This is a genomic window from Nostoc sp. FACHB-133 (genome assembly GCF_014698055.1).
Taxonomy (GTDB): domain Bacteria; phylum Cyanobacteriota; class Cyanobacteriia; order Cyanobacteriales; family Nostocaceae; genus Nostoc.
This window is the reverse complement of record NZ_JACJSH010000046.1, coordinates 42,834-56,219: the sequence shown is the minus strand read 5'-3', so window position 1 is coordinate 56,219 and position 13,386 is coordinate 42,834. Positions and strand designations below refer to the sequence as shown.

Below are 13,386 nucleotides of genomic sequence, written 5' to 3'. Positions count from 1 at the left end.
TCAGTGACATCGAATCATACCTCAAGCGATCGCTTTTTAGATCCTAAATAACTCTTGATGGAGCCAACTTATTTGTTAAGCAATATTTCGCCAGCAGTATCAAACTTCCAGATACCTACATTTTCCTGTCCGATGTAAAGGAAGCCAGTTTCCTGGTCTACCACCATACCCTCGGTTTGGGGATCGCGACCCTCAATTGTTGGCACGGTGAATTCTCGCACTAGTTCAGCCCCAATTGTGCCATTACCTTTGTCAATCAATTTGAACTGAGCTATGTCTCCAGTTTGGCGACGACTGGTAAAGACATAGTAATCATTAGTTACGGGGCTACGGTATAAGGTAAGTCCGTAAGAACTGCGAGTTGATGCAGAATAAGGAGGTTCAAAAGGTGATGCTTGGAAGATAGTACCAATATTGCTATCGGTGATATTTTCCAGATATTGACCAGGGTTACTGGGGTTGGGGTTAATTTTGAAGATTGCTAGTTTATCATTGTTGCGATCGCTAGCTACGGCAATATCAATCGATTGATTGCCTAATTTAAAACCGTATTGCAGGTCAATGTTGTTGTAGCGAATGCCACCGGGATTAACTGTCTGCAACAAATTACCAGACAAGTCATAAACCCGCAGTCCGGCATTTTTAACTGAGATTAGTACTAGACTATCGGCAGAGTTTGTGGCATTAACATAGATTGCAGGATCGTCAGCATCGGCATTCTGATCTACAGCAGGTAATGCTGGATCTTCATCGTCCAATAAATCGGGACGAGTTTCTACTGTAGGTGCAGCAGTTGGAACCAAGTCTGCACCCAAGGTGAGGATTTGGGTATATTGGGTGCTACCAAAGTTGTTATCACTCACCAGCACAATGGATTGACGACCATCTGCTAGTTTAGAACCGAAGGCAAGACCTTCTATATTATCCACTCCTATAATCGGGTGATTGGCATCGGTAGGTAAATTCAGATCGGTTAAATTCAACAGCAGACGTTTTTGAGCGGGTTTAATAGCTGCTAGTTGTTCCGCACTCAAATTATTGAGAGAATCGTAGAAACTGATGTCAGTTGCACCTTGCAAAGAAACTTCGTAGATTTTGATGGTATTGCCTACACCTTGGGCAAAGGAGCGTTCCAACGCCAGGAAAGTACCACGATTATCTATTGCTAGCAAATCTGCCAAACCATTGTCAGCAGAGCCTGTGCTTGGGTTTGGTGCTTCGGGAATGGCATCGGTAATGTAGAGGTATTCTTTTTCTGGTTGTCCAGTAAATAGATTGTATTGCAGAATCCGGGATGGGCTACCACTGGTGAGTGAAGCTTTTAATCCATCTTGGGAGAGGGCGTTTTCGGTGGCAGTGAATAGGGTTTTCTGGTCGGGTGTGATGGTGAGGCTTTCAAAGGCTAAGTTATTGTATACGCCTGATGTCTGCGTATCTCCGGCATCTACAATACCATTTTTGTTGGTATCTTCAACTACTGGCAGGAATTTGCTGGGGACAAAAAGCGATCCTACTTCTTGCCCTGTAGTTAGGGAAAATTCTTTAATAAAGGGATTAGTAACACGACCAACAGTAGGATTAACTTCCCCCTCGGAAGAGATAAAGACTGTACCATTGTTAGTTAAAGCAATACCTTCTGGGTCAAGGCTGTTGATTGCAAAAAAGTTGCCGTTGGTATCTTTCAATGGTGTGACGTTAGTAAAAGTCACCCCGGAATCGGCAGTAGTGAAGGTATAAAAACGGGCATAGGCAACTTGAGAGCGATCGTCTGAGATACCGTAGTAGCGGTTGTTAGCTGCATCGTAGGTGACACCAGATAGTCCACCCACTGGAATCGGTGCCCCATTCACTGTTCCCGCCGCACCAGTTGGAATAAAGCTAGTAGGAAAAATAGTTTGTCGTTCAAATCCCACACTGGGAATAGTTTTACCTGCTTGAGTCGCCCCAGTTTGCACATCTGCGAACACTAAGCGATGGTCAGAACTGGGGAAAGGGAAAGTACCAACTGAGGAGAATGTCGGGTCAGTATTTAGCGGCCAAAATACTCCTGAGTCGCTAATTTTCAGATCAACGGAGGGTAGCACGTAATCAGTACGCAGATTTCCCGGAGCCGTATCAGCAAAGTCTGCGGTGTCAAAGCTAGGATTACCTTTTTGGCTAGCGTTTGCACCATCTTGCAAGTCTGCTTGTTGGACACCACCAAGACTGGTAGGGATGACATTAGTATTGATATTGGGATTTTGCAACAGTTGGCGAATAGCATTGTCAAAACTATCACCATCTAACGGATCTGCATTTTGATCGCCCACAATCATAAAGCTTGAACCAGAAGCAATCCCGCCCGTTTTTCCCTGGTCATCATAAATGTAATTACCATTACCAGGAGTAATATAATCTGCCCATAAGCGAATCTCGTCGTGGTTGCGCTTACCATTACGGTCTTCCGCACCATCAAAAGTTGGGGGTGTAGGGTGGCTAGCAAGGACATGAATTGTCTCGCCGTTTACTTGGATGGGTACATCCCAGTGGCTTTTAGAAGAGAGGCGTAGAACTGATAGTTCCTCCTGAGAATACCAATCATTTAGCTCTGGTGTATTGGGATCATCGGGAAGCAAAGCATTGGGCATATCCTTCCAGAGGAAGTTTTGGAAGGTGCGGACGTTGGCAGTGTCGATGGGATATTTGGATAACAGTAACATCCCGTATTGGCCAGGAAAATCACCAAAGCCGAAGGCATCATCGCCATATCCTGATGTGCCTGGTGTTGTAACTACTGCGCCATTGTTGTTTAAGTCAAAACCAGAGGCAATACCTGTGTTGGAGGGAGCAATATAGAAGTAGGGGTAGTTAACGGGAGTCGTACCGTTTTGACTTATAGCTAAATAATTTTGCTGGAATAGTTTCACTGCCTCTTGGGAGTAGTCAAACTCATTAATTAGCAGCACATCTGGGTTGTTACGCTGGATAATTTCTGCAACAGCTTTTGCCTGAGCATTATCGGGGGTTGACAAATCGGCTGCTAATTTACCTTGAGCGCTGCGGTTTAGAGAAGCATTAAATTGGGAAAAGCGGATTGTATTATTATTTACCATAAGTTAGTGCTGGGGTAGATTCAAGTTTTGCAAAGATTAGTGTTTATCTGCGGCAACCACAGAACAAAGTTGCCCAATCAAATCGCTGTAAAAGTGGGGAAAATTTTGAGTGTAAATGTCATTTATATTGCCAGTAAGAGACCGTTAATTGCGAAGTGCATCTTTGCAGTTTAGAGAGTTCGCATTATCAACATGGACAATATAAAATGTGCCTTCCAATTCACTGTTATTAGAGATTGTTAGAAGACAGCTATGTAACTTTTTGTATGAGTTCTTAATTGGGCAATCTCAAAGTATACTGTTTAGATTAAGGAACAGCTAGCAAAAGGTTAAGATAAAAATAATTGTAGGTTTAGAGATATTTTTTCCACAGCAATTATTCTCAGTCATATATCCCAATCCGCTTGGGTTAAGCAGAATAGTCGGTTGAGTTGATAAACAAAAAAAGGCTTGATGATGCTGGGTTTCGTTCCTCAAACCAACCTATATCTGATCCTGTATATATCTTTCTATAAATAAGTATCAAGTTGTTTGAAAATTGTTTCACTGTGATTTGAGGTACTTTTAAATTTACCTTAACCACCCTTAATTTTATTGGATAATTTAGATGATTTAAAATTTTTGATACCAATAATAATTTTCAAACATCCTCTTAATGATAGATATTTCACCCGATATAAAATAAGGTGGGCTGTTTACCCACCTTAATGTAAATCTGTATTTTAGTATTACCGCGACCGAAAAAACGATATCTTTTAGTTTTGGCGAAATTGTTCTGATATGTTGAGTAATTCAAACATTAGCGGAAATTACCAGGTTTTAAGCGAACAGAGTTAGGCTGAGACTGACGACGAATTGCTACTCCATTCCGCAAATTGTTTCCAGTACCACCATCTTTGCGATCAAGGAAAGGCTTTAGATTAATGCCACTTCTAGATGAACTAATCCGATTATTGCCACTCCCTAGAAGTGTACGTCCTAAATTATATAATTCATTCCCTCCACTACTGCGATCGCCATAAGTGTTAACGGCTATAGTCTGCTGTCCGTTGTCAGCAGTAGTCAAGTTCTGAAAAATGCTATTACGGATTACAACAGGATCTTTCCCACGGGGTACTGTCAGCACAATTCTACAGCTTGGGTTAGCTTCTGTTGTGACGCAGACAATATTTTCGTTATTTTCTACAGATGTCTGGAGTTCTTGTAAACCATCTGGACGATAAAGTTCTAAGCGACTAGCAATTGTTGCACAACGTCTCTGTGCATCCCAACCACCGCCCAAAGCCGCAGGTGCTGCCCAAGGAAAGAATTGTCCTGGTTGACTTTGTGGCTGATACATAACGGTATACTGACCGTTGTAAGTCTGGCAGGTAAACCGGGTTGTACCGTCAGATGAGGGTGAAGGGGGTATACCTGTTGATGTGTCTATTGGGACTGATGAGCCACCTGATGGGACTGTTGGTACTACTACACCGTCACCAGTAGAGTCATATTGTGCCATTGCTGCCGAATTGCCCAGACACAAAGATAAGCCAATACTACCCAAAGATATCAATCGCAGTAGTTGTGATGACATAAATCATCCTCCAGTAGAAATAAGTAGGGAATTGATAGTTTAAGTGACGAATAATTCTCTATTTTGATTCATTAAAAACGCTATTTTTTTTCCTCTGTTGCTTTTTTCTCTTCGAGTAGCTTTTTCACCCGTGCTTTAATTTCTAGATGACGCTCCACTCCTTCATAGGCGTAACGGTTGTAGCTATTACGGGTAATGAGGTTTTCTAAATAACTAACTCGCTCATTGCCGCCTGGGTGCGAAGATAGCCAACTAGGAGGGGCATTTTTTTGCTGTTTTTCTAGCGTCACCATTAAGTTACGCAAGCCATCAGCAGCGTAGCCAGTGGCAACAATTAGGCGTGTGCCGAGATTATCTGCCTGACGTTCCATGTCGCGGCTGTAACTGAGTGCAAACAGTTGACCGATGGTGCCGCCCAGAGGTAGATATTGGGTAACGTTAGAGATCAGGTTGCCTTCGCTGACTAATTGAAAAGTGTGGGATAAAAGTACATGGGATAATTCATGACCCATTAACCCAGCTAATTCTGCTTCGGAATTAGCTTTAGCGATCGCACCTGCATTAATAAAAATTTTACCCCCAGGTAATGCAAAGGCGTTAAGGCTTTCCTCTGGAATCACAAAGAATTCGTATTTAAACTCGTCCCGTCCTCCTACCTTCGCCAATTTCTGTCCAATTTCATTGACGTATGCCAAAATATCTTCGTCTATAATTACACCCAGCTGTTTTTTTGCCTGCTTTGCCACCGATTCTCCTATGGCTTGTTCACCTTGTAACAGCATGATGGTAGAGTCAAGGGCAGAAAACGGGCCAAGCAGACTGCCAGTGACGGCATAACCTAAAGCACCTGTAATAATATTACCGATGACATTGCCTCTAATTTCTCTTTGTGTATAAGTTTTGTAAAGGTTCAGATTTTCCTCTGCTAGTTTTGTAAACTCAGGCGCTTGGGGATTTTTTGGGTTGAGAATAGCAAATTGACGCGCTGCTAAAGACGCTTCCATCCATTTTTTATCACCAGCTAGGGCTGTAATTCTAGCTTTGATTAATTCTGGTTGATCTGGATACAGCGAAGAAGCCCGTTCTAATATATCTAATGCTTCTTTAGTGCGATCGTATTGTTTCAACGCTTCAGCATATCGGATATGGCCAGGGATAAATTCAGGATATTGCTCAACTAATAGTTGCAGAGGTACTAAAGTTTTTGTTTGCAACTTTTGTGCTATCCCTGCCTCTGATTCTCGCCAGTAGACTTTACCTCCTGGGGATAGTTGCGTGGGGTCGAGTATGGCAGCTTTACGCTGTTGATTATCTGATGTTTTACCAAAAGGCTGCTTAACTTCGCGGTAAATTTTTTCCGCCTCTGGGATTTGTCCCGCCAGATAAAGTTTATCCGCTTCTATAAATTTTAGCTGACGGGTGAGTTCTTCCGGGCTGAGTGGGGGTTCCTGTGACGATTCTGGCTTTTTCGGTTCGGAAACTTCAGGGGCGGGTTTTGGTGCTTCTGGCGTTGATGAACGTTGCAGCGCTTCCCGTAACTTTTGAACTTTAGTTGTTTCTGAATTGGGCTTTGTCGTTTCAATAGTGGTAGAAGTAGCAGGTTCTTGTGCCAGAAGGGGTGTTGGCTGCGTCAGGATTATCAAAATTGATGTAGCAACTGAAAGTAATACCCACTTCCAGGCTAGAAGCAAAGACTTCCAGATTCGTTTCATACTTGGGCCCACGTATGCAAAAGGCTCTTTTTTAAATTTTATGAGCAATTAGCAAAATACGCATATAGCGATGTGTTTTTTGTGAGACACTACGCGAACCGCGAACTGTTCTGTGAGGCATCCCAGTACTTATTTGCTTAAACTGAGTCACTCAAATACTTGAAAATTTTGCTTATATATGCTAACGCAGATTATTTGGATCAATACCTTGAGATTGTAAATAGACAATTAGCCGTTCTTTTTGCTGGCGTTCCTGTTCGGTACGCTGGCGTTCTTGTTCAATTTGTTCCACCGCCCAAAGCAACAAATTACCTGCCTCATTCCACCAGCGCAACCAGTAACCAGTTCTAGCTTCCTTTGTTCCTTGCCAAGTTCCCAGAAATAAACCCATTGAATCAATCCAATGACGACCATTTTCATCAGGTTGCTTTAACTCGTAGTGGCTGTTTTCGAGTTGGTAAAATTCTAACAAACCGCCATTTGGGTCAAAAATTACGTAAATTGGAACTTGAAGAATCTGCTCATAAAAAAACCATTTTCCTGGTGGATAGGTTCGCTTAAAAGAGTATTCTCCACCCTCAGCGTCAGATAGAAATTCCATCACAATTGCCGGAATATCCCCATCTAAATTGGGTGTATAGCTTTTGCGTTCGCCTAAAACTTGATTTACCGATGGCACATAAACCCAGTTGGGTGCTTTAGCAACAAATTGCCCGTTTATTGTTGCACAAAGTCCAAAATTTGAGGCTATCAACATCTGCGGTTGGATGAAACCGCTTATCTCAAGGCTTTCGCGCAAAGCACCAGCTAATAGTGGCTGACCTGTATTTTCCACTGGTTCATCCTCTAACTGAAAATCTGCGGGCAACGCTTCCCAAGATATTACCAGTTCTGTTGAAGATTTGGTTTCACCGAGTTGGGTTGTCATAAACACCCCTTTTTATTGATTTGTCTTTATTTTATGAGCGATCGCATTTATTCTACAACGTCGTAGTTTGAGATGCGATTGCACAGCAGTAAAACACAAAAAACCCCGGCGAAACTAACCGGGGTAAGAGAGAGAGGTACGAATGACAATGAGATACAGCGATACCGAAATTGAAAATCTTAGCTAACGCTAAAACCAATTAAAACTAAAGTTGTAATAATTAAAGTCGCAAAAAGACCTTGTAAAACGTATTTACGTTGTTCCCAAATTGCTGGGTACTCGGCGTAGTAAACCTTGGGTTCAGCTGCGTAGTTATTGAGAATGCCGTCTTCATTTACAGTGGTGTACATATTTTTTTCTCTTCTTTTGTTTACTTATGTAACTAAATTTAACAGAATTGTAACGAAACGTCAAGAGGACTTGACAAGAAAGGGCTAATTATTTTAATAAAAGTAACTTATCAGGCAATACGGTTCAGTTAAGGCTAAAACTCTGTTACCAAAGTCGTTTTTTTAACGAACCGCCTTCGCGCAGCGTCTCGTAGAGAAGGCGCAGAGAACGCAGAGAGAAGAAAGAGATGCTTAACTGAACTGTATTGACTTATCAGGCATAGGGGACTGACGTGAAGCTACCCCAGCCGCCGAAAATGCCATATATTACGCAATTTTTCAATTGCAAAATCTAAAATCCAAAATTGTATAAAAAATAGGACTTACGCAAAACTACACGCGGTAGGGGTAATTCATGAATTACCCCTACCTGGAAAATAACGGTTTGGGCTATTTTTGGCGTAAGTCCTTTGTAGAGACGTTGCATTGCAACGTCTTTACATTCATTTTCACCAGATGTCTATTGTAAAGACGGCGATTTATCGCCTCTCTCTAACCATCTAATTCTTCATCACTGCATCCAAAAGCACATTGGCATCAAAGCGGACTACATCGGTGCAAGGTAGCCCGGTTTCTGCTGTTATTTGAGCGATGCTTTCCTCAGCCGCAGATTCATCTAAATGTGCTGTGTTAAGTGCTATACCTACAATAGGCACACTTGCAAAAGCGCCACCTGCACTAGCAATGGTTTCATAAAGACGAATTACCTCTGGTAAAGGTGGAATTATTACATGGGGATGATTGCGGACATGAACTTGTCCCGCCCGATGGACTAACACCAGTTGAGTTGGTTGGGAACCACGAATCAGGGGTAGGGTTGCCGTTGAACCAGGGTGTAGCAGTGAACCTTGCCCTTCAATGTGCAAGATGTCATAGTTTTTGCCGTAGCGCATGACTACTTGTTCCACAGCACCAGCAGCAAAGTCTACCCGCACGGCATCTAAAGGCACACCATCCCCTTCTAACATCATCCCAGTTTGACCTGTGGCGAGAAATTTAGAACGCCAGCCCCGCAGTTTTGATGCCCAATGTAACTGTAGGCTAGTTGACATTTTACCGATCGCCATATCGGTTCCCACTGTCAACACCCGTCGACACGGAAGCGTGCGTGCTATTCCACTAGCCACACCTATATTAGGTGGCTCTTTGCGGACATCCCAAATTAGTTGCCCTGGTTTAAGCAGTACATTTAAGTCTGGTATATTTGCCATTGGTGTATGCAAACCATTCACCAACGACATCCCAGCTTCTAGAGCGTCTTTGATTTCCACCCAAAAATCATCTGGGATAGCACCACCACTTGGAGCAATGCCTATTACCAAAACTTCTGGCTTGTACTCTAGGGCTGCGGCTACCGATGCCACAATCGGAACATCACGTTTGATACCTGTTAATTCTGTCAGAGATTTGCCAGCACATTCGCGATCGATGACGGCTACAATTGGTGCTTCGCTGTAACGTAAAATTGCGAGTCCTGTTTTGCCGTGAGCCCCAGTAGTTCCTTCATGTAATAAGATAGCTACTCGTTGATTAAGTGGTAGACGCACTGTGTTTTACCCCCAAACCTGGTAAATCGTTTAGCAAAACTCTACCTTCTTTTAGCAATGCACCTGTAAAAGGATCATCGATTAAGTTGAGGTGACTGTCTAAATCTAAATAATCAGCTAGTGGCGCTAGCTGTAATGCTGCTGTATTAGCTAGGGAGCTATCAGAATAGCAACCGAACATTACTTGCAACCGATATGCTCGTGCTGTATGTACCATTCGCATCGCTTCTGTTAGTCCCCCTGATTTCATCAGTTTGATATTAATACCATCCACGTAATTTGCCAAATCGGGAATATCAGAGCTTGTGAAGCAACTTTCATCGACAAAGATGGGTAGGGGAGAGTGTTCTTTGAGTTTTGCTAAACTTTTTTCCTGACCCCGTGGCAATGGCTGTTCTACATACTTTATACCTAAATCAGCCAGCCAATTGCACATTGCGATCGCATCTTCTAAACTCCAACCCCCGTTGGCATCAACGAAAAGCTCTGGTTCCGGTGCTTCTTCTCGCACTGCCAATAGCATTTTTTTATCTGCATCTATGCCATCTGGACTGCCTAACTTCACCTTGAAAAGGCGGACATCGGTAAATTGTAACCAGTCTCGCGCTCTTGCGATCGCACCTTCGGGCGAATTAATCCCAATTGTGACTGAAGTTGGGACTATTTGATTGCGATCGAGTCCCCAAATTTGCCACAAAGGTAATCCTACGCGCTTACCTAACCAGTCGTACATTGCTATATCCAAAGCAGCTCTTGCAGCAGAAGGAACCTGGTTTTGTATTAAAACTTGCTCAATTTCCTGCCGTTGTAAAGGGCTGAATGTTTGCAACAGTGGGACAACTTGCTCTAGAGCATTTTTGATTACATCAGTTGATTGCCGATGATTACCCACACCGAATGGCGATGCTTCCCCCCAGCCTTCGATACCATCATCTGAAATCTTCACCCATACATTCGTTGTCTGTGCCGTTGTACCCCGACTAATGGTCAACGGAAATCTTTTATTTACTGTAAATAAATTTACATTTATTTGCATAATAATTCTGCATATTATGTTATTGCAAAAGTAAGTGTAAGTTCAAAGTTTAGATTATCGGATGTATCTGTTATACTTTTTTACATTCATTGCTTAGTTACTAAAGTTTTTATACATAATTTTATTTTTTACTTGATTTATGAGCAACTTAAAAAAGTGGAAGACTTTAAAATCAAAAATGGTTTTAGATAACCCCTGGTGTCAGGTTAGGCAAGATGAAATAGAATTGCCCAATGGCAAAATTATAGATGATTATTTTGTCAGTATTAAGCCTGATGTGGCGATGGTTTTACCCGTTACGAGTAATAGAGAAATTATTTTTGTCCGGCAATATAGACACGCAGTGGGTGAATTTTTCTTAGAACTGCCAGCAGGAAATTTTGATCCTACAAAAGAGAGTGCAGAAGTGGCAGCAATTAGAGAATTTACAGAAGAAACTGGTTATATATCCCAAGAATTTAGAAAAATCGGAACTTTATACGATAAGCCGAGTAAAGATACCAATCAAATACATTTATTTCTAGCAGAGAAGGTGAGCAAATTTGGAGAGCAAAAACTCGATATTACCGAAGATATTGAAATTGTATTTATCCCTGTAGAATCAGTTTTAGATAAAATTGCCCAAGGTGAAATTTCTGTGGCAGGAACTGTTGCGGCTCTCTTCTTAGGTTTAAAGTTTATCACTTCTCAATAATCAATATAGCTTTTTTGGCTTTAACAAGAATAATGCTTGAGATAGTGGCTTTCCTGAGCTATGAGTATCTGATTTAATTGATCAGAGGTAATTTCAACTACTTCAATTGACATATAGTTACGCATAACAGCCTAACGATTCTTTAAATTTGTAGCATACAATGCAATCCATGAAGTATCGGTCAAATTCTAATCTTTAATCAAAAACACTACACTTGTGACAATAATTCCAGATGAAGCATTGGTAGTTCGGGGAGGGCGTAATAGTCCAGAAGATATTCGACGTGGAATAGGTACTCATCCCAGTGGCATAACAGGAATTTCTGTGGAATGTGCAGTAGGATCATCAGTAGCGGAGTTGGCATCGAGTATTCCTCATGGTCAGATTGGTGTAACAACAGTTGGCAAGGTTCGCCAAGCAAGTGGTGATGTAATCCGAACATCCGGTAGAAGTGCTAATCATGCAACATTAAGGGGTTTAAACCCGCAGCAAGTTAGTCAACTCCTTACACCTACTGTTCCAAATCCAGCAAAGCAGCAGTTATAGTTTGGATCACATAGAATGATTAACCCTAGAGTTTTTGCAGATTTTCATAATGCTGATGCTGAAGGGCGTTTGCGTTTGAACTGTATTGGTACAATCGAAGACTTAGCGAATCAAAGTATTGAGCTACGAGATGGGCAGTTACTCACGATATATAGCGAGGATTTGGAAGTTGATGGAGTGGTGCAGTTCTCCGAAGAGGAGAAGTTGTGGGTTGCTGCCATTGATTGGGATCGAATCACACAAGTTGAGAATTTTGTTGTGCAGGCACAAGTTTGAGTATCCACGCCACCTAATTTTTTAGGTTTTTATCTTGCCCATTGCTGCAAGATATAAGTATAAAAAGCGTTTTTATCTACTTTATCCATCGCATAAATTTTCCGCCCGCCAGAAACCACTTTAGTCCGCCCCTGACTGACTCCAGTAGTGATAATTTCTGTTTCCCATTCGCGTAATTGATAAAATTCTGGGTGTCCTAGATAAGCTGTGGCCAGCACATCCCAAAAATAATAATCTTGGGGAATAACTAGCGCATAACATTGTCCGGCTAAATCAGAGATGGGATAGTGGCGTTGTCGCCCCATTTTTTGCACTAATTCTGATGTGACTGGAACATTATTAGTTAAATCCAAAGGACACATAATAATTTCAATTTGTGTTTCCCATAACCGCGCGGCTGAAACTGCGTCCCAATAAACATTCCATTCGGCAGAACCATCTTGTCCAGGTTCTAAACTTTTTTCTACATTGCCACCGACATTCAAAGCACCTCCCATCCACACAATTTTGTGAATCTTGGCTTCAATATCCGGTGCTTTGTCTAAAGCTACTGCAACGGTGGTCAACGGCCCAGTTACCATCAACGTTACGGGGTCTGATGCCTCACGCAACACCTTAATCATGAAATCTTGACCTGTTTCGGCAACCAAAGGCGTAGTAATGGTTTCGTTTTGATTGAGAATGGGGAGATGGTCAACGATAAAGGAATCACGGCGATAGAGAGTAGGAAATGGATTGATGCCGCGCACAGTGCTTTCTGCAACCGAGATATGAGAAAATCCCATCAAATCGAGAATTTTACGTGTGGCACTAACAGCCGGTTGAATGTAGCAATCTGCTGGAGTAACGACAACACCAAGGAGTTCGATATGATCCATCGTCAACAGCAGCATAGTTGCCAGATAGTCATCTACACCGCCATCGTGATCCATTAATACAAGTTGTTTTGACATAAAAGGAGATATTAATATGGATGAGTTTATGGAAGCTGCTATTCAAGAAGCAAAACAAGGGAGAGAAGAAGGTGGAATTCCTATTGGTTCGGTTCTCGTCAAGGATGGCAAAATTCTCGGCAGAGGACACAATAAACGTGTACAAGATGGCGATCCTGTCACGCACGCGGAAATCGATTGTCTCCGCAATGCTGGGAGAGTTGGCAGCTACAGAGGCACTACACTCTATTCAACTTTAATGCCGTGTTACCTGTGCGCTGGGGCAGTGGTGCAATTTGGTATTAAAAAAGTCATCGTCGGAGAATCCCAAACTTTTCCTGGTGCTAAAGAATTTATGGTATCTCACGGTGTGGAAGTAATTGATCTTAATCTTGACGATTGCGAACAAATGATGAGTGAGTTTATTGAAACGAATCCCGAACTTTGGAATGAAGATATCGGTAATTAGAGACGCGATTAATCGTACAAGAGAGACGCGATTAATCGCGTCTGTACAAGATTTGCAAGCGTCTTGGGAACTTTTGATAAGAAAATTATGGCAGGAGCGATGGCGTAACCGCCCGCCGGAGGCGATCGCAATCTAAAAAAATACAGCAGAATCAGCTACTCGACTGCCAAGCATTCTACCCAGACAAAA

13 protein-coding genes are annotated in these 13,386 nt (G+C 42.2%); 5 read left to right on the top strand and 8 right to left on the bottom strand.

Features of this window, described 5'->3' with window-relative positions; genetic code table 11:
- Nucleotides 1–68: 68 nt before the first annotated feature.
- The 7 genes from H6G86_RS27850 to H6G86_RS27820 form a co-directional block, all read right to left on the bottom strand.
- On the bottom strand, nt 69–3,092 hold the full coding sequence (locus H6G86_RS27850; RefSeq protein ID WP_242065004.1) for a phytase: 3,024 nt from the start codon (nt 3,090–3,092) through the stop codon (nt 69–71).
- Between the two features lie 799 nt (nt 3,093–3,891).
- Complete coding sequence (locus tag H6G86_RS27845; protein WP_190937025.1) at nt 3,892–4,668, bottom strand: COP23 domain-containing protein; 777 nt, start codon at nt 4,666–4,668, stop codon at nt 3,892–3,894.
- 80 nt (nt 4,669–4,748) lie between these two features.
- Complete coding sequence (locus H6G86_RS27840) at nt 4,749–6,380, bottom strand: M48 family metallopeptidase (protein WP_190937024.1); 1,632 nt, start codon at nt 6,378–6,380, stop codon at nt 4,749–4,751.
- Nucleotides 6,381–6,561: 181 nt separating this feature from the next.
- A complete protein-coding gene (locus tag H6G86_RS27835) occupies nt 6,562–7,308 on the bottom strand; it encodes a Uma2 family endonuclease (protein ID WP_190937023.1) in 747 nt (248 codons plus the stop codon).
- 179 nt (nt 7,309–7,487) lie between these two features.
- Nucleotides 7,488–7,658 (bottom strand): photosystem II assembly protein Psb34, encoded by a 171-nt coding sequence (psb34, locus tag H6G86_RS27830; RefSeq protein ID WP_163932704.1) that lies wholly within the window; start codon nt 7,656–7,658, stop codon nt 7,488–7,490.
- Between the two features lie 539 nt (nt 7,659–8,197).
- Entirely contained in the window at nt 8,198–9,244 is a 1,047-nt protein-coding gene (locus H6G86_RS27825; protein ID WP_190937022.1) for an N-acetyltransferase DgcN family protein, read from the bottom strand.
- On the bottom strand, nt 9,228–10,280 hold the full coding sequence (locus H6G86_RS27820) for a dipeptide epimerase (RefSeq protein WP_190937021.1): 1,053 nt from the start codon (nt 10,278–10,280) through the stop codon (nt 9,228–9,230). Before H6G86_RS27820 ends, H6G86_RS27825 begins: the two co-directional genes overlap by 17 nt.
- Before the next feature lie 139 nt (nt 10,281–10,419).
- Between H6G86_RS27820 and H6G86_RS27815 the strand changes: the two genes are divergently transcribed.
- The 3 genes from H6G86_RS27815 to H6G86_RS27805 all read left to right on the top strand — a co-directional run bounded on the left by H6G86_RS27815 (nt 10,420) and on the right by H6G86_RS27805 (nt 11,796).
- Nucleotides 10,420–10,974: an NUDIX hydrolase gene (locus H6G86_RS27815; protein WP_190937020.1), complete on the top strand. Its 555-nt coding sequence runs from the start codon at nt 10,420–10,422 to the stop codon at nt 10,972–10,974.
- Between the two features lie 216 nt (nt 10,975–11,190).
- Nucleotides 11,191–11,520 carry a flavoredoxin gene (locus H6G86_RS27810; RefSeq protein ID WP_190937019.1) on the top strand — a complete coding sequence of 110 codons (330 nt, stop codon included), beginning with the start codon at nt 11,191–11,193 and terminating at the stop codon, nt 11,518–11,520.
- Nucleotides 11,521–11,535: 15 nt separating this feature from the next.
- Nucleotides 11,536–11,796, top strand: coding sequence for a hypothetical protein (locus H6G86_RS27805; RefSeq protein ID WP_163932716.1), 261 nt, complete (start codon nt 11,536–11,538; stop codon nt 11,794–11,796).
- Between the two features lie 29 nt (nt 11,797–11,825).
- On the opposite strand, the gene H6G86_RS27800 is transcribed toward H6G86_RS27805, so the two are convergent.
- Nucleotides 11,826–12,749: a nucleoside hydrolase gene (locus tag H6G86_RS27800; RefSeq protein ID WP_190937018.1), complete on the bottom strand. Its 924-nt coding sequence runs from the start codon at nt 12,747–12,749 to the stop codon at nt 11,826–11,828.
- Nucleotides 12,750–12,765: 16 nt separating this feature from the next.
- On the opposite strand from H6G86_RS27800, the gene H6G86_RS27795 reads away from it, so the two are divergent.
- Nucleotides 12,766–13,197, top strand: a complete 432-nt coding sequence (locus H6G86_RS27795) for a nucleoside deaminase (protein ID WP_012412799.1) — start codon at nt 12,766–12,768, stop codon at nt 13,195–13,197.
- Entirely contained in the window at nt 13,178–13,333 is a 156-nt protein-coding gene (locus H6G86_RS27790; RefSeq protein ID WP_190937017.1) for a hypothetical protein, read from the top strand. Before H6G86_RS27795 ends, H6G86_RS27790 begins: the two co-directional genes overlap by 20 nt.
- Nucleotides 13,334–13,386: the final 53 nt, after the last annotated feature.